Raw genomic sequence first — 22055 nt, forward strand, 5'->3', positions numbered from 1 at the left:
GCGAAAGATGAAGACCATCAAGGGCCCGGCGATATTTCTCGCGCAGTTCATGGGGGATGCCGCCCCGTTCGATACGCTGGAGAGCCTCGCTGCATGGGCCGGCTCGCTCGGCTACGAGGGCATTCAGGTTCCCGCCGATCCGCGTCTGATCGATCTGGAAAAGGCCGCGTCGAGCGATGCGTATTGCGACGACATCCGCCGCACGGCCGACGATGCGGGTGTCGCGATCACGGAGCTGTCGACGCATCTGCAAGGCCAGTTGATCGCGGTGCATCCCGCTTACGACACCTTGTTCGATGGCTTCGCCGCGCCGCACGTGCGCGGCAATCCGCAAGCGCGCACCGAATGGGCGATAGCGCAGCTGAAGCTCGCGGCGGCGGCGTCGAAGCGTCTCGGCCTGAGCGCGCATGTGACGTTTTCGGGTGCGCTCGCGTGGCCGTATATCTATCCGTGGCCGCAGCGTTCCGCGGGCCTCGTCGAAGCCGCGTTCGACGAGCTCGCGAATCGCTGGCGCCCGATTCTCGATGAGTTCGATCGCGCGGGCATCGACGTGTGTTACGAGCTGCATCCCGGCGAGGACCTCCATGACGGCGTGACCTTCGAGCGCTTTCTCGCCGCGGTGGACGATCATCCGCGCGCGAACATCCTGTTCGATCCGAGTCACTTCGTGCTGCAGCAACTCGATTACCTCGCGTTCATCGATATCTATCACGCGCGCATCAAGGCGTTTCATGTGAAGGACGCCGAGTTTCGGCCGAATGGAAAGCAGGGCGTGTACGGCGGCTATTCGGGCTGGGTGGATCGCGCGGGACGCTTCCGCTCGCTGGGCGACGGCCAGATCGATTTCAAGGCGATCTTCTCGAAGATGGCGCAATACGATTTTCCCGGCTGGGCGGTGCTCGAATGGGAATGCGCGTTGAAGCATCCGGAAGACGGCGCGCGCGAGGGCGCGGTGTTCATACGGGATCACATCATCCGCGTGGCCGAGCGCGCCTTCGATGACTTCGCCGGCAGCGGCGCGAGCCGCGAGCAGATGCGCGGCGTGCTGGGTATCGGAGACAAGATCGGAGAAAAGCGATGAATCGCGTGCGGCTGGGGATGGTCGGCGGCGGCGAGGGCGCGTTTATCGGCGCGGTGCATCGCATGGCGGCGCGGCTCGATGACCGCTATGAGTTGGTGGCGGGTGCGTTGTCATCGGATGCGCGACGGGCGGCGTCGAGCGCGGCGGCGATCGGGCTTGCGCGCAGCTACGACGATTATCGCGAGATGGCGCGCATCGAGGCGGGGCGTTCGGACGGCATCGAGGCGGTGGCGATCGTCACGCCGAATCATCTGCATGCGCCTATCGCCACCGCTTTCCTCGAAGCGGGCATCCATGTGATCTGCGACAAGCCGCTGGCCGTGTCGCTCGATGAAGGCGAGGCATTGGCGAAGCTCGCGCGCGAGAAGGATCGCGTGTTCGCGGTGACTTATACGTACACGGGCTATCCGCTCGTGCGGCATGCACGCGGGATGGTGCGGCGTGGTTTGCTCGGGGATATTCGCGTCGTGCAGGTCGAGTATGCGCAGGACTGGTTGTCGCTGCCCGTTGAGACGCAGGCGAACCGGCAGGCGGTGTGGCGCACCGATCCGGCGCTGGCAGGTCCGGCCGGCTGTCTCGGCGATATCGGCACGCATGCGTATCAGCTTGCGGAGTACGTGACGGGGATGCGGCCCGCGGAGCTATCGGCGGAAGTGACGACTTTCGTCGCGGATCGTCGCGTGGACGATCACGTTCAGGCGATGTTCCGTTATGCGGGCGGCGCGCGCGGGATGCTGTGGGCGAGTCAGGTCGCGGCGGGCGAGGAGAATGCGCTGCGCTTGCGCGTGTATGGAACGAAGGCGGGCATTACGTTCGATCAGCAGAAGCCCAATGAGTTGTGGTTCACGCTGATCGGCGGCGCGTCGGAGCGCATCACGCGCGGGCGCGTGCAGAGTCCCGAAGCGCTGCACGCGACGCGGGTGCCGGCGGGGCATCCGGAAGGGTATCTGGAGGCGTTCGCGCAGGTTTATACGGATGCCGCGGCATGCATTCTTAGCGGGACGACGCAGGGGGATGAGTGGCTCACCACCGTCGAGGATGGGGTCGCGGGGTTGAGGTTCGTGGAGGCGGTGTTGAGGAGCAGTCGGGGGAATGGGGAGTGGGTGGGGCTTGCTTGAAGCGGATGGCTCAATCGATGACCCACTTTCCTCGAATCATCGCTTCCTCGAGCATGCCGAGGGTGAGTTGCCAGCCTCCGAGCGTTTCCCTGGCTTGTCGGCTAAAGGGCGACCTGAGCAGCGTCCAGAAGAACGCCGGTTTGCTCAGTTGACTGAATGGATAGTAATGGCCGATGTCGAATTCGCTGATGTCGACGCGAAAATTTAATCCCCAGTCGTGAAGCAACGCTGAAATCTCGGGTGGATTCAAGTCGAGGTCGTGATAGAGATCGGTCTCGGGCGTGAATCGAGTCTGTCCCAAGGGCGGCTTGCCGATCTTTGCTTCGAAGTATTCGACAAGACGGTCCCAGGTTTGCGTGTATTTCATGTCGAAGAGCAGCATTGTTCTTGAATCGATCGATGCAACCGAGGTGCCCTTGACCGCAAGTTTGAATTTCCGTCGGGTTGGAAGGTTATCGATAAATATTGCTCATATTTCACCCACTGATCATTCACGGATGGGCGGTCATAAGTGTGTATAACTAAGTAATCAACGCTTGCGTAGCGTCAGTAATTTCACGTTGCTTGATGAATGAAAAAAAACGCGGCTCTAACGGAGCCGCGTCTCTCACTTCCCGATCAGATCGGTCCAGATCATCACGCCCAATTCGCGTGAAAACTCCCCGCCTTATCCGTCCGCTCGAACGTATGCGCGCCGAAGAAATCCCGCTGCGCCTGCACCAGATTCGCGGGCAAGCGCTCCGAGCGATACGCATCGAAATAAGCAATCGCCGATGAAAACGCCGGCACCGGAATCCCCGCCTTCACCGCCGCGACGACCACGTCGCGCAACGCGTCCTGATACTTCGCCGCGATATCGCTGAAATACGGATCGAGCAGCAGGTTCGCGAGCTGCGCGTTCTTCGCATACGCATCGGTGATCTTCTGCAGGAAGCGCGCGCGGATGATGCAGCCCGCCCGGAAGATCTTCGCGATCTCGCCGTAATGCAGATCCCACTTGTACTCTTCCGACGCCGCGCGCAACTGCGCGAAGCCCTGCGCATACGACACGATCTTCGACAGATACAATGCACGCCGCACCGACTCGATGAACGCGGCGCGATCGCCGTCGAACTTCGGCGTCGGGCCGGACAGCACCTTGCTCGCCGCCACGCGCTGATCCTTCAGCGACGACAGCACGCGCGCGAACACCGCCTCGGTGATCAGCGGCAGCGGCGCGCCGAGATCTAGCGCGTTCTGGCTCGTCCACTTGCCCGTGCCTTTCTGCGCGGCGCGGTCGAGAATGACATCGACGAGATCCTTGCCCGTTTCATCGTCCTTCTTCGAGAAGATCTTCGACGTGATCTCGATCAGGTAACTATCCAGTTCACCCTGGTTCCACTCGACATACACCTTGCCGAGCTCGTCGTTCGACAAGCCGGCGACGCGCTTCAGCACGTCATAGCTTTCGGCGATCAGCTGCATGTCGCCGTACTCGATGCCGTTGTGAACCATCTTCACGAAGTGGCCCGCGCCGTCCGGGCCCATGTACGCGACGCACGGCTCGCCGTCGGGCGCCTTCGCGGCGATCTCGGTGAGGATCGGCGCGACGAGCTCGTACGCTTCCTTCTGTCCGCCCGGCATGATCGACGGACCTTTCAGCGCGCCTTCCTCTCCGCCGGACACGCCCGTGCCGATGAAATGCAGGCCCGACTTCGCAAGATCCTGATTGCGGCGGATGGTGTCGGTGAAATGCGTGTTGCCGCCGTCGATGAGAATGTCGCCCTTGTCGAGCAGCGGGCGCAACTGGGCGATGGTCTCGTCGGTGCCCGCGCCGGCCTTCACCATCATCAGAATGCGGCGCGGCTTTTCGAGCGAATCGACGAACTCTTCGAGCGTGTAGGTGGGCACGAGCTTCTTGTCGGAATGTTCGGCAATCAGTTCGTCGGTTTTGGCCCGGCTGCGGTTATAGACCGAAACGGCGTGACCGCGGCTCTCGATGTTCAAGGCCAGATTGCGGCCCATGACGGCGAGGCCTACCACGCCGATAGCTTGCTTGCTCATGCTTGATCTCCGAATGACCGAAGCGAGCGCGGCTCGTGGCGCGCGGCTTCGGGATGAAAACGTGTCGATGGTAGCGGCGCCCGCGCGTGAGAGGTCGTCTCCGGCCGATCGGCGAAGCGCCGGCCGTGCGGCGCTCCGATCGTTGCGCGAGCGCAGACCGCCCCGAATTTACCACTTTGAGACGCATCCGGCAGGGGGCACGCCGGCGAACCGGGCACATCGCGCGATGCCGTCTTAGAATGAACGCCCGCAACGAGCACGCCGAGAAGGCCATCCGAAACATGCCGCCCTCCCGGCGCGCGCGCAGCCATCACTATTCCGTCTACGTCGTCGAGCTGTCCGGCACGGTCTGGAACGAAGCGCGCTTCCGGCGCGCGAATCCCGACTACGTGACCGGCATGCCGTTCGTCTATGTGGGCATGACGGGCATCGATCCCGACGTGCGTTTCGACAAACACAAGGCGGGCATCCAGTCGAACCGCTTCGTGCGGGAATTCGGGCTGCGCCTTCTGCCGCATCTGTACGAGATGTACAACCCGATGCCCTACGACGGCGCGCGCGACATGGAAGTGGAACTGGCGATCGGCTTGCGGGAAGCGGGCTATGGCGTATGGCAGGCCTGAAATCGGCGACGAGCAAACCAACGATATGGAGCGAGATATGCGGATTCTGGTAGTGGGCGCGGGGGCCATCGGCGGATACTTCGGTGCGCGGCTGCTCGAAGCGGGCAGGGACGTGACCTTCCTCGTGCGCGAGCGTCGCGCCGAGCGGCTGCGGCAGTGCGGCCTCAAAGTGAAGAGCCCCGAGGGCGATCTCGCGTTCGCCTGTCCGCCGATGGTCCTCGCGAAAGACATCGACGGTCCTTATGACCTCGTGCTGCTGAGCTGCAAGGCCTACGACCTGCAAGGCGCGATCGATTCCTTCGCGCCCGCCGTCGGGCCCGATACGGCAATCCTGCCGCTTCTGAACGGCATGGGCCATCTCGACGCGCTCGATGCGCGCTTCGACCCCGCGAACGTGCTCGGCGGTCAATGCGTGATCGCCGCGACGCTCGACGACGACGGCGAGATCCTGCACCTCAACAACATGCATTCGATGACCATCGGCGAGCGCGCGGGCGGCCGCTCCGCGCGCATCGACGCGATCGCCGCGCAACTCGGCGGCGCGGGCTTCGAACTGAACGTGAGCGGGGACATCCTGCAATCGATGTGGGACAAGTGGGTGTTCCTCGCCACGCTCGCGACGGGCACCTGCCTGATGCGCGCGCCCATTGGCGATATCGTCGCGGCGCCGGGCGGCGAGGCGCTGCTCTTCCGGCTCTTCGACGAATGCAGCGGCGTCGCGCGCGACAATGCGCACGCGCCGGGCGATGCGGTCGTCATGCGCGCTCGCGCGTTCTTCTCGGAGCGCGGCTCGCTGATGACCGCGTCGATGCTGCGCGATCTGGAAAGCGGCGCGCCGATCGAAGCGGATCACATCGTCGGGGATCTGCTGTCACGGCGGCGCACGCCGGTCGAAGGGGTGTCCGCGCTGGCGGTGGCGTATGCGCATCTGAAAGCGTACGAGGCGCGTCGCGCGCGCACGGCCTGAAATGCCCGGTTCGTCGACGGCCCGCCGCAACCTTCGCGGCGGGCCGCGTCGCGCGCGTCTTCTGTAAAAAAATGACAATTTACAGTTCTGATCGGCAAAATTCAGGCGGCATGGATTTACGCTCTTATTAATCGAGGAATTCCTGAACGATTAATCGTTTTCCCTCGATCAATCACCCTTTTTATTTAGGCAGGCGCACGCGTTCCCGCGTCGCGCGGGAGGTCTTTTATTGCTGATTATTCGTGGCGGATGGATGAAGCTGTCCGCCTGAGTTCAATGCATGATTAAAGAATTACATAAAAATACTGATATATCTGCCCCTTCAAGAATGAGCAGAAGCTTTCTGTTGCTAATAAATCGCCTACTACTCGGACCAGCCGAACTCATATTTTAAAAGGCCGCATAATCAGTCAGGAGAACAAAGAATGAAGATCAGAAGTTCGCCCGTAATACCGTCCCTTGTTCATCCGGAAATTCCCTTGGACGGCGTAAGGACCGGAGTGATCGTCAGGATCATCGACTCCGACGCATCGGTCTATGTGAATTATCTCGTGCAGGCGCCCGACGGAACGCAATATTGCGCCCAGATGGACGCGCGGCGCCGGCGCAACCGCCATGCGCTGCTTTGCATGGCGCTCGAATCCGGACGCTCGATCATGCTGGCCGGCGGAATAAATAGTTATGTCAGAACGGCGGTCATTGGCGCCTTCGGCCAATCGCCCCGCGGAAATGGTCTGAATCAGACAGAGGAAATCTGAGGCGATAGTCTTGAATCAAAGACGCGCCGAGTCGCGCCGCGCATTTCGACTCGCGCGAGTCCGAATCCATTTGGAAAGGATCACCAGTGAGAAACAATGATAGTTCTTCCAACCTGTGCCTCGTCCCTGGCGGTATTCCGCTGACGGGTGTCAAAGGCGGATTTCTCATCCGCATTATCGATTCGAACGATCTCGACAAGGTTAATTTCGTTTTGAGATCCGCAGAGGGCGCTTTGTATTGCGGCCAGTTGAATATCCTCACTCACCAGAATCGAAATACTCTCCTGATGATGGCGCTGGACTACGGATTGCCCATTACACTGTCCGGCGACGATTCCGGAAACATTACCGGCATCGCCATCGCGCCGAGCAATTCACCGATGCCCTCGCTGAGTTGCGCGTTTCTGAAACTTCGGGACAGCCGCGCCGGAATGATCGTTAGAATCGTCGACAACGATCAGGGCGCCGCCATCAACTACGTGCTGCAAACCGATGACGGTTCCCGGTATTGCACCCATATGTGGCCTAATAACGATACTTACGACAACCGAAACAGCCTTTTCATGATGGCGTTGCGGATGAATATCCCGGTGACGATCACCGCCGGATTGCATAACGAAGTGACGGCGATTGCCGTCGGCGTCTGACACGTGCCCAGCGCCCGTTCCACAGCGAGCGGGCAAGCTTTCTGCTGATTTCATCGAGACACAAAAGGAGCCAGGACGAGCGCCATGAGCATGAATATCGAATACGCGAAAACCGCGCCCGAGCGCGCCGAAGTCGATGCGCTGAGCGGCCCGATGGTGGTCGAATTCGGCACCGACTGGTGCGGCTTCTGCCGTGCCGCGCAGCCACTGATCGCGCAGGCGTTCCACGGGCATGGCGCGGTAAAGCACATGAAGATCGAGGACGGCAGCGGCCGCCCGCTCGGCCGCTCGTTTCGCGTGAAGCTTTGGCCGACGCTCATCTTCATGCTGGGCGGCAAGGAAGTCGCGCGCCTCGTGCGCCCCGGCGACGTCTCCGAGATTCGCGACGCGCTCGCCCTCATCGACGAACCGCTCGCTCAGTAACGCCACCTAACGCCGAATGACGCGTGGCCGAGGGTTATCCCTCGGTCAACGTTCATCCCGAAAACTTGTATGATGACCCGATGACTTTACGAGCTTCATCGGATCGCATGTTCGAGAAAATCCCGCAGCGCGCCATGAGCGATTCGGTCGCGCAGCAATTGCAAAAGCTGATCGAGAAGGGCAGCTTCGCCAAAACCGGCAAGCTGCCGACCGAAGCCGTGCTCTCGCAGGAATTCGGCGTGAGCCGCACCGTGATCCGCGAAGCCATTTCGCGGCTGAAGAACGAAGGCATGGTCGAGCCGCGGCAGGGCAGCGGCGTGTTCATCGTCGAGCGCGCGGGCATCCGGCCGCTGCGCATCGATTACGCGCAGGCGGTCGAGCCGGGCGCGGTCATGCAGATACTCGCGCTGCGCCGGGCGATCGAAGCCGAAGTGGCGTCCGAAGCCGCGCTGCGCCGCACCGACGAGCAGATGGCGGCGATCGACACCGCCCTCGCGCGCATCGACGCGGCGGTGGGCGAAGGCCGCGACGGCGTCGCGGAGGACGTCGCGTTTCACCGGGAAATCGCCAACGCCACCGGCAATCCGTACTTCCTGAAAACCCTCACCTTTCTGAACCAGTATCTCGAAGCCGGCACGCTCGTCACGCGCGGCAACGAGGCGCTGCGCGAGGATTTCATGCGGCAGGTGCGCGAGGAGCACGCGGCGATCGTCGAGGCGATCCGCGCGCACGATGCCGCCGCCGCGCGCAATGCCGCGCAGACACATCTCATCAACGCCGCGCGCCGTCTGGCGGAAGCCGGCATCTGTTAAGGACTTTGCTATGACACGAAACGTCGGGGTAATCGGCCTGGGCGCGATGGGCATGGGTGTCGCGCGCTCGCTCTTGCGCGCGGGCTTCGCCGTGCATGCATGCGATGTGCGCAAGCCCGTGCTCGATGCATTCGCGGCCGAAGGCGGTATCGCGTGCGCGTCGCCGGCTGAGCTGGGGGGCAAGTGCGAGGTCGTCTTGACGGTCGTCGTCAACGCCGCGCAGACCGAAGCCGTGCTGTTCGGCGAAGGCGGCGCCGTGCCCGCGATGAAGCCCGGCAGCGTCGTGCTCGCGTGCGCGACGGTATCGCCGCAATTCGCCGCTAGCCTCGGCGAGCGCATCGCGGAAAAGGGCGTGCTGATGCTCGACGCGCCCTTGTCCGGCGGCGCGGCCAAGGCCAATTCCGGCGACATGACGATGATGACTTCCGGCCCCGCCGATGCCTACGCCGCTTGCGAGGACGTGCTCGATGCGGTCGCGGGCAAGGTCTACCGGCTCGGCGATACGCACGGCGCGGGCTCGAAGGTGAAAATCATCAATCAGCTGCTCGCGGGCGTGCATATCGCGGCCGCGGCCGAAGCCATGGCGCTGGGCTTGCGCGAAGGCGTCGATGCTGAAGCGCTCTACGACGTCATCACCCACAGCGCGGGCAACTCGTGGATGTTCGAGAACCGCGTGCCGCATATTCTCGCGGGCGATTACACGCCGCTCTCCGCCGTCGATATCTTCGTGAAGGATCTGGGCCTCGTGCTGGACACGGCGCGCACCTCGAAATTCCCGCTGCCGCTCTCTGCGGCGGCGCATCAGATGTTCATGATGGCGTCCACGGCCGGCCACGGCGGCGAAGACGATTCCGCGGTCATCAAGATTTTTCCGGGCATCGAAGTCCCGAAGGGAGCGAAGTGATGACGCAGGCACTGCTCGGCTGTATCGCCGACGATTTCACCGGCGCGACCGATCTCGCCAACATGCTCGTGCGCGGCGGCATGCGCACGGTGCAGACCATCGGCATTCCCGAGGCGGGGACGCAGATCGAAGCGGACGCGATCGTCGTCGCGCTGAAGTCGCGCACGATCCCTGCCGACGATGCGGTGAAGCAATCGCTCGACGCGCTCGAATGGCTGCGCGCGCAGGGCTGCCGCCAGTTCTTCTTCAAGTATTGCTCGACGTTCGATTCCACCGATAAGGGCAACATCGGTCCGGTCGCGGATGCCTTGCTGGACGCGCTGAAGGACGATTTCACGATCGCCTGCCCTGCGTTTCCCGAGAACGGCCGCACGATCTTTCGCGGCAACCTGTTCGTCGGCGACGTGCTGCTGAACGAATCCGGCATGGAGAATCATCCGCTCACGCCGATGACCGATCCGAACCTCGTGCGCGTCTTGCAGCGGCAGACGAAATCGAAAGTCGGGCTGATTCGCTACGACACGATCGCGAAGGGCGCGGACGCGATCCGCGCGCGCATCGGCGAGTTGAAGAAGGAAGGCGTTCGCCTCGCGATCGCCGACGCCGTGTCCGATGCCGATCTCTACACACTCGGCGAGGCATGCCGCGATCTTGCGCTGATCACGGGCGGTTCGGGCATCGCGCTCGGTCTGCCGAAGAACTTCCGCGCGGCGAACCTGCTCGCGCATGCGGAACATGCCGCCGATCTGCCGAAGATCGAAGGCGGGTCGGTGGTACTGGCGGGCAGCGCATCGAAGGCGACGAACGCGCAGGTCGCGCATTGGCGCGAATCGAAGCCGAGCTTTCGCATCAATCCGATGGCGCTTTCGCGTGGCGAGCCGGTGGCCGATCAGGCCGTCGCATTCGCGCGCGATCACCTCGCGAAAAACGAGACCGTGCTGATCTACGCGACCTCGGCACCCGATGAAGTGAAGGCCGTGCAGAAGGAGCTGGGCGTGGAAAAGGCGGGGCATCTGGTCGAAGAGGCGCTTGCATCGGTCGCGCGCCAGTTGCGCGATGCGGGCGTGCGCAAGTTCGTCGTTGCGGGCGGCGAGACATCGGGCGCGGTCGTGCAGGCGCTCGATGTGCGTTCGTTGCGCATTGGGCCGCAGATCGATCCGGGCGTGCCGGCGACGCAATCCATCGGCGCGAAAGCCGACGATGCGCTGGGCCTCGCGCTCAAGTCCGGCAACTTCGGCACGACCGATTTCTTCGAAAAGGCGCTGAAGGCACTGTGATGGCATCGATCGAAAACTCCATTCGCGAAGAGATCTGCATCACTGGCAAGAGCCTCTACGAGCGCCGCTACACGGTTGGCAGCGCGGGCAACATCAGCGCGCGCCTTGACGACGGCTGGCTCATCACGCCGACCGATGCGTGCCTTGGCCGTCTCGATCCGAACGACATCGCCAAGGTCGACCTGCAAGGCAATCACGTCTCGGGCGGACGGCCGTCGAAGACGCTGGCGCTGCATCGGCGCATCTACGAGAACAACGCCGATGCGCGCGGCGTCGTGCATACGCATTCGACGCATCTCGTCGCGCTGACGCTCGCGGGCGTGTGGAAGAACGAGGACGTGCTCCCGCCGATCACGCCGTACTACGTGATGAAGGTCGGCCATGTGCCGCTGATCGCGTATCGCCGGCCGGGCGACGCCGCCGTGGCGGAGGAAGTGGCGGCGCTGGCGTCGAAAGTGCGCGCGGTGCTGCTCGAACGCCTTGGGCCGGTGGTGTGGGAGAAATCGGTATCGCACGCGAGTTACGCGCTGGAAGAGTTGGAGGAAACCGCGCAGCTGTATCTGTCGACGACGCCGCGCCCCGAACCGCTGCCGGAAGCGGCGATAGAGGATCTACGCAATACATTTGGCGCGCGCTGGTAGCAAACCACCGGAAGAGCCTGACGGCAGCGCGAAGCGCGGTGCCGGATGAATGACTGCTGAACCAGTTTGTTATGCGGCGCGATGTGACAGACCGTGCGCGAACCAGGCCCGGTAAGACCTGCGAGGGCACTCGCTACTGCCGGACCACGAGCGAAGTTCTGTGCCGGGGCCGGCCTGAAGTACTTTGGATGGGGAAAGCTGTTTCTTTGGTTACTTTCTTTGCAGCAGCAAAGAAAGTGACTGCCGCCCCGCATAGGGGCAACGCAAATAGACCGACACGAACACAGGATTTCATAGAAGCGCAAGCCGCATCGACCGAGAACCCAAGGAGGACAGGCAAATGCCAAAATTCGCCGCAAACCTGACGATGATGTACACGGAGCATGCATTCCTAGACCGCTTCGCCGCTGCGGCGAAAGACGGCTTCAAGGCGGTCGAGTTCCTGTTCCCGTACGACTTCGCAGCGAAAGACATCGAGCAACGTCTCAAGGACAACAATCTGACGCAAGCGCTTTTCAACGCGCCTCCGGGCGACTGGGCGAAGGGCGAACGCGGCATCGCATCGCTGCCCGGGCGTGAGGAAGAGTTCAAAAAGAGCGTGGAAAAAGGCCTCGAATACGCCGCCGTGCTGGGCAACAAGAAACTGCACGTAATGGCCGGCCTGATCGCGCCAGATCAACCTCGCGACAAACACCGCGAAACATACCTGAAGAACCTCGAATACGCGGCAAAAGAAGCGCAAAAGGCAGGCATCGGCATCGTAATCGAGCCGATCAACACGCGTGACATTCCCGGCTTCTTCCTGAACCGTCAGGACGAAGCACAAGCGATCTGCGACGAAATCGGCGCGCCCAATCTGCAAGTGCAGTTCGACATCTATCACTGCCAGATCGTCGAAGGCGATATCGCGGTGAAGCTCAAGCGCGACATGAAGCGTCCGAACGCGGGCGTGGGGCATATTCAGATCGCGGGCGTGCCGGAGCGGCACGAGCCGAATATCGGCGAACTCAACTATCCGTATCTGTTCGAGCTGATCGATTCGCTCGGTTACGAAGGCTGGATCGGCTGCGAATACAAGCCGAAGGCGGGCACGTCCGAGGGCCTCGGCTGGCTCAAACCTTATCTGTGAGCAAGGAAGCGACCATATGAAGATTCTCATCACGGGCGGCGCGGGCTTTCTCGGTCAGCGTCTCGCCAAGCGTCTCCTCGACCGTAACGAACTCGACGGCAAGCCGGTCACGGAAATCGTGCTCCTCGACGTGGCGCGCCCGAACGACGAACGGCTTCTCGCCGACAAGCGCGTGCGCGCCGAAACCGGCGACATCTCCGATCGCGCGGTGCTGGAGCGCTGCATCGACACGCAGACCGAAGCCATCTTCCATCTCGCCGCGATCGTGAGCGGCCAGGCCGAAGCGGACTTCGATCTCGGCATGAAGATCAATCTCGACGCATCGCGCGCGCTGCTCGAAGTGTGCCGCGCGGCGGGCCACGCACCGCGCGTCGTGTTCACGAGCTCGGTCGCGGTGTACGGCGGCACGCTGCCCGATGTCGTGCAGGACGACACCGCGCTCAATCCGCAATCGTCGTACGGAACGCAGAAGGCGATCGCCGAGCTGCTGCTCTCCGATTACTCGCGGCGCGGCTTCGTCGATGGCCGCGTGCTGCGCCTGCCGACCATCAGCGTGCGGCCGGGCAAGCCGAACGCGGCGGCGTCTTCGTTCGCGAGCGGCATCATCCGCGAGCCGCTGAACGGCGAGCGCTCGACCTGTCCCGTCGATGGCGACACGCGCGTATGGGTCCTCTCGCCGAAGAGCGCGATCGAGGCGCTGATCGCGGGCTGCGAGATCGATCGCGACAAGCTGGGCAACCGGCCCGTGATCAATCTGCCGGGCTTGTCGGTGAGCGTGAACGAGATGGTCGCGGCGCTGCGCGAGGTGGCGGGCGAGGAAGCGGTGCAGCGCATCGACTGGCAGCACGACGAGCGCATCGAGAAGATTGTCGGCAGCTGGCCGGGCGCGTGGAATCCGGCGCGCGCGGAGCAACTGGGCCTGTCCGGCGACAAGAATTTCGCCGACGTGATCCGCGCCTATATTGCCGACGAACGCGGCTGAATCCCACACTCTGCGCATCGAGTCTTTCCCGCACCGGGCATCGCGCGCGCGATGCCCGCGTCCCGCGCGCCGGTCCTGCTTACGTTCGCATTTCCGGGCTACACTTACCCCTTAAATGTGACGAACGTCGGCCCGGCGCCGCGTGCACCGCGTTGAACCACGAGCGGCTGCCAGCTCGTATCTCTCTCGCTTTCGTGCTTCTTGCGCCTTCGTCGCGCCGGTTTCGCGGCGCGCGTCCCGTCGTCCAGTGAATTCGCATCCTTCCCGCGCGGGAGTTTCCCATGTTGTTGCACCAGCTAGTCGATCGATTCGGCCCGGCGATCGTTTTCCTCAACGTAATGGGCGCGGCCCTCGGGCTGCCCGTGCCCGCGATGCCGACGATGATCGTCGTCGGCGCGTCCATTGCGCTCATGGCGGTGAACGGCGGCGCGTTCTGGGCGCCGCTTCTGGGCGTGCTGTGCGTCGCGGTGGCGGGCGGCGTGCTCGGCGATCTCGTCTGGTTTCACGGCGGGCGCAAGTACGGCGACAAGACGCTCAAGACAATCTGCAAGCTGTCCCTCTCGCGCGATACCTGCGTGAAGAAGACCGAGCGCTTCTTCGGCCGCTGGGGCGTGCGCATCCTTCTGGTCGCGAAGTTCATTCCCGGTCTCTCGCTCGTCTCCGTGCCGCTCGCGGGCGCGATGGGCGTGCGGTTGCGCAGCTTCATCGCGCATGACGGCGCGGGCATCGCGCTGTGGGGCGCGGTCGGGCTGGTCGTCGGCGTGATCTTCGCGGCGCAGCTTGAAATGGTCTTCGCCATGATCTCCCAACTCGGCCGTCAGGCGGTGATGGTCATCGCCGCGCTGTTCGCGATCTACGTCGCGTACCGCTGGTGGCGCCGCCGCGCGCTCATGGCGACGCTCGAAAAGGCGCGCATCAGCGTGGACGAGCTCTACGCGCTGATGAACGACGAGCCGCTGCCGGTGATCTTCGATATCCGCTCGCCGGAAAAGCGCATGCTGGATCCGTTCACCATTCCCGGATCGCTTTTCGCCGACGAGCGCGAACTCGCGAAGATCATCGAGAGCTACGACAAGTCGCGCAAGGTCGTCATCTATTGCTCGTGTCCGAACGAGGTGTCGGCCGCGTGGATGGCGAAGACCATGCGCACCGCGGGCTTTCGCGACGTGCTGCCGCTCACGGGCGGACTCGACGCCTGGCGGCTCGCCGGTTTCGATGTCGCGACGCTGACCGAGTTCGGCGAGCTCTCGGCGGCCACGCCCGAGGAAGTCGCGGAAATGGCGGCGATGTGCGCGTGGCCGGTGAAATCGGCGGCGGCACCGGCGGCGTCGTCGTCGGGCCCGGCATCCCTGCATGAAGCTGGTTTTCCACACGGAGATCGCGCATGAGCACAACCCCGAACGGCGAGCTTGGTCAAGGCATGCCGGATGTCGTCGCATGGAACGCACGCGAGCCTTTGGAAAATCCGAATCCGAACGTCGTGCCGTCGCCCGCTGCCGCGCCCGTGACCACCGACGACAGCGCGCCCTTCTCGCCGCTCGAAACGCGCGCGCACCAGATGTTCCCGCGCCTGACCGACAACGAGATCGAGCGCATGAGCCGCTTCGGCACCGCCGCGCACTGGCGCCGCGGCGAGTGGATGTTCCGCATGGGCGAGACCGGGCGCGGCATGGTGATCGTGCTGAAGGGGCTCGTGCGCGTGACGCGGCGCAATGCGCTCGGGCAGGAGCATCTCGTCGTCGAGCATGGGCCGGGGCATTTTCTGGCGGAAGTGGCGCAGCTTTCGGGCAAGCCCTGTCTCGTCGATGGCCTCGCGGCCGAGGATGTCGATGGCATCGTGATTCCGCCGGAGCGTCTGCGCGCGTTGCTCGTCGCGGAAGCGGAACTCGGCGAGCGCATCATGCGCGCGCTGATCCTGCGGCGCGTCGGGCTGATCGAGAAGGGCAGCGGTCCGGTGCTGCTCGGCCAGTCCGACGATGGCCGGCTCGTGTCGCTGCAAGGCTTCCTGCGCCGCAACGGCTATCCGCACACGGTGATCGACGCGTGCACCGATCCCGACGCGATCTCGCTGCTCGAGCGCATCTCGGCATCGACATCCGATTTTCCGCTCGTGATCTGTCCGGACGGCACCGTGCTGCGCGCGCCCGACGAGAATCAGGTCGCGACGCAACTCGGCTGGCTGCCCGAGTTCGATCCGGCGCATATCTACGATGTCGCCATCGTCGGCGCGGGGCCGGCGGGTCTCGCGACCGCGGTGTATGCGGCGTCCGAAGGCTTGTCAGTGGCCGTGTTCGATTGCCGCGCGCCGGGCGGTCAGGCGGGCGCGAGCTCGCGCATCGAGAACTATCTCGGCTTTCCCACCGGCATTTCCGGCCAGGCGCTCGCCGGGCGCGCGTTCGTGCAGGCGCAGAAGTTCGGCGCGCATATCGCGATCCCAACCAAGATCAAGGCGCTGCATTGCGATTGCAATCCGATTCAGATCGAACTGGAGAACGGCACGCGCGTCACGACGCAGACCGTCGTGATCGCATCGGGCGCGGCGTATCGGCGGCCGAATATCGCGGGGCTGGAGCGCTACGAAGGGCACGGCACGTATTACTGGGCATCGCCGGTCGAGGCGAAGCTGTGCAAGAACTCGGAGGTCGTGCTCGTCGGCGGCGGTAACTCGGCGGGGCAGGCTATCGTGTATCTCGCGACGCACGCGAAGCACGTGCATGTGCTGATTCGCGGCGCGGGGCTTTCGGCGAGCATGTCGCACTATCTGGTCGAGCGCATCGGCTCATTGCCGAACGTGACGGTGCGCACGCACACGGAAATCACCTCGCTCGACGGCGATGGCCGCGCGCTCACCGCGGTCAACTGCAAGACGCCGGACGGGCCGCTCACGATCGACTCGCGGCATCTGTTTCTTTTCACCGGCGCGGACCCGAATACCGACTGGCTGCGCAATTGCAATGTGAATGTCGATGGCAAGGGCTTCGTGCTGACCGGCCCCGAGGCGCATGAAGGACGCACGCAAGGCGTGCTCGCGCTCGAGACGAGCGTGCCGGGCGTGTTCGCCATCGGCGATGTGCGGTCGAATTCGACCAAGCGTGTTGCGGCGGCGGTGGGTGAAGGCGCGGCGGTCGTCTCGCAGATTCACGGGTTGCTGGCGCAGCGGGAAGCTTTGGAGGCTTCCTTGAGGTAGGGATTCGCGTTGCGGTCCGCGGCGAACTCATCCATCGAAGGAAACCGCAACGTGAATTCGATCCATCCATCCGGCGTGCATGCGGCGGACGCGCTGCCGCCGTGCAGCCGCATGATCGCCTGAACGATCGACAACCCGAGCCCGCTCGATTCGGTGAATTCGCTGCGCGCCGCATCGCCGCGATAAAAGCGGTCGAAGAGCTTCGCAAGCTCTTCCTGCCCGATCCGCGCGCCTACATTCCCCACGACGATGCTTGCGCCTGCTTCATCCGCATGTCCGCGCAGGCGCACCATGGTGCCCGCCGTCGCGTAGCGCACCGCATTCACCACGACATTGCCGATCGCTCTGCGGCACATGATTGCGTTTGCAACCATTTCACCATCGGCGTCGATATCGAACGTGATGCGGCGTTCATCGGCGATGCCTTCGAAGTAAGCGCCGATGGTTTCGAGCTCCTCGCGGATATCGAGCCGCTCGCGCTCGATACGCTGTTGGCCATGATCCGCCTGCGCCAGAAACAGAATGTTCTGCGCAATGCGCGCGAGCCGCTCCAGTTCTTCCAGATTCGATTCGAGCACGCTGCGATATTCCGCGACGCTGCGCTCATGCGCGAGCGTGACCTGCGTTTCGCCGATCAACACGCCGATCGGCGTGCGCACTTCATGCGCGAGATCGGCGGAAAATTGCAGCAGGCGCTCATAGCCGTGTTCGAGACGATCGAGCATCGCATTGAACGATGCGGCGAGGCTCTGCAATTCCGCCGGCGCATGCGCGACATCGAGCCGCGCGGACAACCTATCCGGCGTGATTTCCGCGGCCTTTCCGGCCATCGACTTGAGCGGCATGAGCCCGCGGCTCGTGACCCAGTAAGCGAGCAGCAGCGTCACGAGCACCGCGCCGATCACCGTGATCCACACGCGTTCCAGATACGCCGACAACACGCGCGCCTCCTGCGTCATCACGTGCGCCGCGATGATCTCGACGACTTCGCCGCTCTCGCCGATGCGCGCCTGCGCGCCGACCCAGCGCATGCGCACGCCATCGGCGCGCGAGCCTTCGTAGAGGTCATCGAGCCCGATGGGCCGCGTCACCGGCACGATATGAAGCGGCGGCAGCGGCATCTGCTCGGGATTGACGTTGATGAAAGGCGTCGTGCCCGCGCGTCGAAAGAGGATGACGTCCTGCCGGTCGCCGAGCATCGTCTCGAAGAGCCTGGGGCGTGCTTCGATTTCCTTGATCGTGTAGAGATCGTGCAGGAGCGAACGGAAATGCTCGACGCGCCCGATGAGCTGATAATCCGCGCGCGTGGACAGCGCGCGATTCGTCGCGTGATAGAGCGATGCGCCGACCATGCCCACGACGACGCATACGATCACCGCGAACGAAAGCGCGATACGTACCGCGAGCGAGCGCGAAGGCCGGTTCAAGGATTCTCCCCAAACGAATAGCCGATGCTGCGCACCGTGTGGATCAGCTTGAGATCGAACGGGTTATCGATCTTCGCGCGCAGACGCTTCACCGCGACATCGACCACGTTGGTGTCGCTGTCGAAGTTCATGTCCCACACTTCCGATGCGATCAGCGTGCGCGACAGCGCCTCGCCCTGATGCTTGCAAAAGAGATGCAGGAGCGCGAACTCCTTGTTCGTCAGCGCGATATCGATGCCCTTGCGCGTCACCTTGCGGCGCAGGACATCCACATGCAGGTCCGCGATCTGAAACGTATCGGATTCGCGCATCACGCCTCGCCTGAGCAAGGTCCGGATGCGCAGCACGAGTTCCGTGAATGAGAAAGGCTTGACGAGGTAATCGTCGGCGCCGAGCTCGAGCCCGTGAATGCGGTCCGTCACGTGATCGCGCGCCGTGAGAAAAATGACAGGCAAGTCACGTTTCGCGCGCAACGCGGACATCACCTGCCAGCCGTCGATGCCCGGCAGCATGACGTCGAGCACGATCAGCTCGTAGTTGTTCGCGAGCGCCTGATGCAATCCGTCCGTGCCGTTGCGCACGAGATCGACCTGATAGCCGGACTCGATGAGCCCTTTTTTCAGGTAGTCGCCGGTCTTGCGGTCGTCTTCTATAACGAGGATGGTCATGCTGGCGCTGCGTGAATGTCATTGACGACATTCTAGCGAGAGCACATACGTGTCCCTCGAAAATGACAAAAAAGTCATGGAGAGGTCATCGATCGATCAGAGGCGCGTGGCTACCATGCCTCTCGAACCGTCTTCCAATTCGCGAGGCACGACGTGCAAGTACAACCGCTATGGCTGCGCATCACGCACTGGCTCAACGCGTTCGCCGTGTTGATCATGGTGACGAGCGGCTGGCAGATCTACAACGCATCTCCGATCTTCAAGCCGCTCACTTTCTCGCCCGCGATCACGCTCGGCGGCTGGCTCGGCGGCGCGCTGCAATGGCATTTCGCGGCGATGTGGCTGCTGCTCGCGAACTTCATCGTTTATCTCGCGATGAATCTCGTCACGGGCCGCCTGCGCCGCCGCATGTTCCCGCTGTCGATCAAAAGCATCTTCAGCGACGCATTCGCGGCAGTGCGCGGCAAGCTCGGCCACGACGATCTCACGCACTACAACGCCGTGCAGAAGTTCGCGTATCTCGCGGTGATCGTGGACATCGTGATCGTGATTCTTTCGGGGCTCGCCGTATGGAAGTCCGTGCAGCTTCCCGTGCTTCGCACGCTGATGGGCGGCTATGACACTGCCCGCGTCGTGCATTTCTTCGGCATGAGCTTTCTGGTCGCGTTCTTCGTGGTGCACATCGCGATGGTCGCGCTCGTGCCGCGTTCGCTCGTGCTGATGATTCGAGGTCGTTAAGCCATGTCGCTCAAGCTATTCAAATCGAGACCGGACGCCGAGCTCATCATCAAGGATGCGGCGAAGGAGTTGAAGGCGCCGGCGCGCCGCCTATTCGGCAAGCGCATTCTTTCACTCGGCGGCCTCGCGATGCTGTCGGGCTGCAACATCACCGACGACAAATCCGTCAACGCGATGCTGCGCCGCATCTCGTTCTTCAACGACGACATTCAGGCGCTTCTCTTCGACCCGAACAAGCTCGCGCCGACGTATCCCGAATCGATGATCACGCGGCCGTTTCCGTTCAACGCTTTCTATGACATCGACGAAGTGCCCGAAGTCGATCCGTCGACATACAAGCTCGAAATCGGCGGCCTCGTGAAGGGCAAGCGCGTGTGGACGCTCGACGAACTGCACGCGATGCCGCAGGAAAGCCAGGTGACGCGGCATATCTGCATCGAAGGCTGGAGTGCGATCGGCAAATGGGGCGGCGTGCGCTTCGCGCATTTTCTCGCGCGCGCGGGCGCCGATACGAGCGCGAAATACGTGGCCTTCCATTGCGCCGACAACTACTCGACGAGCATCGACATGCCGACCGCGCTGCACGCGCAGACGCAGCTCACGCTCACCTACGACGGCCAGATCCTGCCGCCGAAATACGGCTTCCCGATGAAGCTGCGCATGCCGACCAAGCTCGGCTACAAGAACCCGAAGCACATCGTCGCGATCACCGTGACGAACGATTATCCCGGCGGCTATTGGGAGAACCAGGGTTACAACTGGTTCGGCGGGTCCTGAAGCCCTTGCTTTCCACACTCGAAGGAGATTGCATGTCGATTCGAATCAAACTCGGCGTCAGCATCGTGACGCTCGCACTCGCTTCCGCGGCTTTCGCGCAGACGCCCGCAGCGAAACCCACGCGCATTCGCGGCGACATCGTGTCGCTTTCGGGCGATACGCTCACCGTGCATCGGCGCAGCGGCGATACCGTGAAGATCGCCGTCAAGTCGGATACGCCCGTCACCGCGCTGAAGAACATCAAGCTGCAGGACATCAAGCCGGGCTCGTTCGTCGGCACGGCGGCGACCACCGGCACGGACGGCAAGCTCACCGCGACCGAAGTGCTCGTGTTCCCCGAATCCGCGCGCGGCACGGGCGAAGGCCACTATGCATGGGACCTCGGCCCGCAAAGCTCGATGACCAACGCGAACGTCGATCAGGTCGTGCAAGGCACGAGCGGCCGCGATCTGAAGCTGTCGTACAAGGGCGGCGCGAATTCGGTGACGGTGCCGGAGAATGTGCCGGTCGTGACCTTCGCGCCCGCAACGCATGATGATCTGAAGCCGGGCAAGAAGGTGTTCGTCGTCGCGAGCCCTGCGGGTTCGGACTTCGCGGCCCAGCGTATCGTCGTGGAGAAGGATGGCGTCGTGCCGCCGATGTAAGTGCCGGGGTTAGTCGAGCAATGCACGCGCCCGCCGGATTCATGCCGGCGGGCGCGTGTCATTCCAGCGTGGTGCGGGTGTGCCGGACGTTCGACACGGTGTCGTCGAAACGCGCGTCGCCGAGCTTGCGCTTCATGCGCCGCGTGATCTCCGAGCTGACCGTGCCGATGCGCTTCATCATTGCATGTGCGGAATCGGTGGGATGAATCGCGGATTCACGGCGGTCCCGCTCAGTGGACCAGCGCTCGACGAGGCCGAGCCTTTGCAGGCCGTTGAGCGTGCGCGTGGCCGTCGGACGGGAAATGGCGAGTGCATCCGCGAGCGTGCCCTGCAGTTGACCGGGACGCTCGACGACCGCGCGCAACATGAACGCCTGAGACGGCGTGAGACCGAAAGGTTTGAATGCTTTCGCCCATTCGCGCTCTAGCGTGCGCGCGAGCGCGGTGGTGTTGAAATAAAGGCATTGGTCGAACATACGGTTCACCATGGTGTCATGTGATTCGATCTGCAACTATCGATTGAACATAGCGCGTATCGGCAGATTTTACGAGTTCCCGATAACATCGCCGGCTGCGTCATTTCAACGCGCGTAATGTAAGGTCGGGCTACGCTTCTCGTGACGAGACATGCGTGAGCAACACTCGTTCCGGCTTTTCCGCCTATTCGAATACGGAGCTGTATATCGACGGCGCCTGGCGCGACACTTCCGTCCGATCAATCGTCACGGTCTCGCGCGGCAGAAGAAACCCTTCGAAAAGGGCGCTCTTTTGTGCAATTTAATAGGGATGCCGAATCAAATAACGGAAACGAAAGACTCGCTGAAGCATGTTGCAATACCTGCCGATTTCAAGAATGTAACCGCGTAACGCGCGGAAAAATCCATGTAGTCGATTTGCCAGCTTCGTTGTCTACCATGCGTTTCGGGTCGCGAGTCTTCCGCTCGTGCAATGCACGGAGAAACGAATGCTGAGCCCTCACGAAATCGCCACGCTGCTGCTCGTTCAGCGTGCGCCCCATCAGGTGGAATTGTTCGGACAGCACGCGGCGCGTCTTCGGCAGGAGGCGCTCGTCGAGATCGGCAGATTGCCGGGCGGCGATCCCTTGCCGCTGCTCACACCCAAAGGACACGATGTGTTGCGCCGGCTCGATGCGCTTTGGAAGCTCAGTTCGTCCGGCACCGACGAGAGCGAATAGCCCGAGCGCGTTCAC

At 63.0% G+C, this 22055-nt stretch carries 24 protein-coding genes; 19 read left to right on the forward strand and 5 right to left on the reverse strand.

The window, feature by feature from the left end:
• Positions 1–7 precede the first annotated feature (7 nt).
• Entirely contained in the window at positions 8–1081 is a 1074-nt protein-coding gene (locus AC1Z32_RS34515) for a sugar phosphate isomerase/epimerase family protein (RefSeq protein WP_483483284.1), read from the forward strand.
• Positions 1078–2199, forward strand: coding sequence for a Gfo/Idh/MocA family protein (locus AC1Z32_RS34520; RefSeq protein ID WP_483483285.1), 1122 nt, complete (start codon positions 1078–1080; stop codon positions 2197–2199). Before AC1Z32_RS34515 ends, AC1Z32_RS34520 begins: the two co-directional genes overlap by 4 nt.
• 10 nt (positions 2200–2209) lie before the next feature.
• Here AC1Z32_RS34520 and AC1Z32_RS34525 read toward each other — a convergent pair whose 3' ends face one another.
• Positions 2210–2581, reverse strand: coding sequence for a DUF1493 family protein (locus AC1Z32_RS34525; protein WP_483483286.1), 372 nt, complete (start codon positions 2579–2581; stop codon positions 2210–2212).
• Positions 2582–2835: 254 nt separating this feature from the next.
• Positions 2836–4242 (reverse strand): NADP-dependent phosphogluconate dehydrogenase, encoded by a 1407-nt coding sequence (gndA, locus tag AC1Z32_RS34530; protein WP_483483287.1) that lies wholly within the window; start codon positions 4240–4242, stop codon positions 2836–2838.
• 281 nt (positions 4243–4523) lie between these two features.
• Here gndA and AC1Z32_RS34535 point away from each other — a divergent pair, with 281 nt between their 5' ends.
• The 13 genes from AC1Z32_RS34535 (at position 4524) to AC1Z32_RS34595 (ending at position 16592) form a co-directional block, all read left to right on the forward strand.
• Complete coding sequence (locus AC1Z32_RS34535) at positions 4524–4865, forward strand: hypothetical protein (RefSeq protein ID WP_483483387.1); 342 nt, start codon at positions 4524–4526, stop codon at positions 4863–4865.
• Between the two features lie 37 nt (positions 4866–4902).
• Positions 4903–5832, forward strand: coding sequence for a 2-dehydropantoate 2-reductase (panE, locus tag AC1Z32_RS34540; protein WP_483483288.1), 930 nt, complete (start codon positions 4903–4905; stop codon positions 5830–5832).
• 425 nt (positions 5833–6257) lie between these two features.
• Positions 6258–6590 carry a hypothetical protein gene (locus AC1Z32_RS34545; protein ID WP_483483289.1) on the forward strand — a complete coding sequence of 111 codons (333 nt, stop codon included), beginning with the start codon at positions 6258–6260 and terminating at the stop codon, positions 6588–6590.
• A gap of 86 nt (positions 6591–6676) precedes the next feature.
• Entirely contained in the window at positions 6677–7237 is a 561-nt protein-coding gene (locus AC1Z32_RS34550; RefSeq protein ID WP_483483290.1) for a hypothetical protein, read from the forward strand.
• An 84-nt stretch (positions 7238–7321) separates the two neighbouring features.
• Positions 7322–7660, forward strand: coding sequence for a thioredoxin family protein (locus tag AC1Z32_RS34555; RefSeq protein WP_483483291.1), 339 nt, complete (start codon positions 7322–7324; stop codon positions 7658–7660).
• Positions 7661–7767: 107 nt separating this feature from the next.
• Complete coding sequence (locus tag AC1Z32_RS34560) at positions 7768–8472, forward strand: FadR/GntR family transcriptional regulator (protein ID WP_483483292.1); 705 nt, start codon at positions 7768–7770, stop codon at positions 8470–8472.
• Between the two features lie 10 nt (positions 8473–8482).
• The gene (gene ltnD, locus AC1Z32_RS34565; RefSeq protein ID WP_483483293.1) at positions 8483–9376 is read left to right on the forward strand and encodes an L-threonate dehydrogenase; all 894 of its coding nucleotides are present in this window, start codon (positions 8483–8485) and stop codon (positions 9374–9376) included.
• On the forward strand, positions 9376–10653 hold the full coding sequence (otnK, locus tag AC1Z32_RS34570; RefSeq protein ID WP_483483294.1) for a 3-oxo-tetronate kinase: 1278 nt from the start codon (positions 9376–9378) through the stop codon (positions 10651–10653). Before ltnD ends, otnK begins: the two co-directional genes overlap by 1 nt.
• Positions 10653–11294: a 3-oxo-tetronate 4-phosphate decarboxylase gene (gene otnC, locus AC1Z32_RS34575; protein WP_483483295.1), complete on the forward strand. Its 642-nt coding sequence runs from the start codon at positions 10653–10655 to the stop codon at positions 11292–11294. The genes otnK and otnC overlap by 1 nt, the downstream gene beginning before the upstream one ends.
• A gap of 340 nt (positions 11295–11634) precedes the next feature.
• Positions 11635–12423 (forward strand): 2-oxo-tetronate isomerase, encoded by a 789-nt coding sequence (gene otnI, locus AC1Z32_RS34580; protein ID WP_062609367.1) that lies wholly within the window; start codon positions 11635–11637, stop codon positions 12421–12423.
• 16 nt (positions 12424–12439) lie between these two features.
• A complete protein-coding gene (gene denD, locus AC1Z32_RS34585; protein WP_483483296.1) occupies positions 12440–13405 on the forward strand; it encodes a D-erythronate dehydrogenase in 966 nt (321 codons plus the stop codon).
• 281 nt (positions 13406–13686) lie between these two features.
• Positions 13687–14793, forward strand: coding sequence for a DedA family protein/thiosulfate sulfurtransferase GlpE (locus tag AC1Z32_RS34590; protein ID WP_483483297.1), 1107 nt, complete (start codon positions 13687–13689; stop codon positions 14791–14793).
• A complete protein-coding gene (locus AC1Z32_RS34595) occupies positions 14790–16592 on the forward strand; it encodes an FAD-dependent oxidoreductase (RefSeq protein ID WP_483483298.1) in 1803 nt (600 codons plus the stop codon). Before AC1Z32_RS34590 ends, AC1Z32_RS34595 begins: the two co-directional genes overlap by 4 nt.
• Here AC1Z32_RS34595 and AC1Z32_RS34600 read toward each other — a convergent pair.
• Together AC1Z32_RS34600 and AC1Z32_RS34605 are read right to left on the reverse strand one after the other, a co-directional pair.
• Entirely contained in the window at positions 16544–18019 is a 1476-nt protein-coding gene (locus tag AC1Z32_RS34600; RefSeq protein WP_483483299.1) for a heavy metal sensor histidine kinase, read from the reverse strand. The genes AC1Z32_RS34595 and AC1Z32_RS34600 overlap by 49 nt on opposite strands.
• Positions 18016–18687, reverse strand: a complete 672-nt coding sequence (locus tag AC1Z32_RS34605) for a heavy metal response regulator transcription factor (protein ID WP_483483300.1) — start codon at positions 18685–18687, stop codon at positions 18016–18018. The genes AC1Z32_RS34600 and AC1Z32_RS34605 overlap by 4 nt, the downstream gene beginning before the upstream one ends.
• A gap of 153 nt (positions 18688–18840) precedes the next feature.
• Between AC1Z32_RS34605 and AC1Z32_RS34610 the strand changes: the two genes are divergently transcribed.
• From AC1Z32_RS34610 to AC1Z32_RS34620, 3 genes are read left to right on the forward strand one after another with little or no spacing between them, the layout of a single operon-like run.
• Positions 18841–19425 (forward strand): cytochrome b/b6 domain-containing protein, encoded by a 585-nt coding sequence (locus tag AC1Z32_RS34610; protein ID WP_483483301.1) that lies wholly within the window; start codon positions 18841–18843, stop codon positions 19423–19425.
• A gap of 3 nt (positions 19426–19428) precedes the next feature.
• Positions 19429–20202 carry a molybdopterin-dependent oxidoreductase gene (locus tag AC1Z32_RS34615; RefSeq protein ID WP_483483302.1) on the forward strand — a complete coding sequence of 258 codons (774 nt, stop codon included), beginning with the start codon at positions 19429–19431 and terminating at the stop codon, positions 20200–20202.
• A 32-nt stretch (positions 20203–20234) separates the two neighbouring features.
• Positions 20235–20846 carry a hypothetical protein gene (locus tag AC1Z32_RS34620; protein ID WP_483483303.1) on the forward strand — a complete coding sequence of 204 codons (612 nt, stop codon included), beginning with the start codon at positions 20235–20237 and terminating at the stop codon, positions 20844–20846.
• 58 nt (positions 20847–20904) lie between these two features.
• Here the strand turns inward: AC1Z32_RS34620 and AC1Z32_RS34625 are convergent, their stop codons facing one another.
• Positions 20905–21321 carry a MarR family winged helix-turn-helix transcriptional regulator gene (locus AC1Z32_RS34625; RefSeq protein ID WP_483483304.1) on the reverse strand — a complete coding sequence of 139 codons (417 nt, stop codon included), beginning with the start codon at positions 21319–21321 and terminating at the stop codon, positions 20905–20907.
• Positions 21322–21809: 488 nt separating this feature from the next.
• Here AC1Z32_RS34625 and AC1Z32_RS34630 point away from each other — a divergent pair, with 488 nt between their 5' ends.
• Complete coding sequence (locus AC1Z32_RS34630) at positions 21810–22040, forward strand: hypothetical protein (RefSeq protein ID WP_483483305.1); 231 nt, start codon at positions 21810–21812, stop codon at positions 22038–22040.
• Positions 22041–22055 lie beyond the last annotated feature (15 nt).

It is taken from the genome of Caballeronia sp. 11_S32, assembly GCF_056930355.1.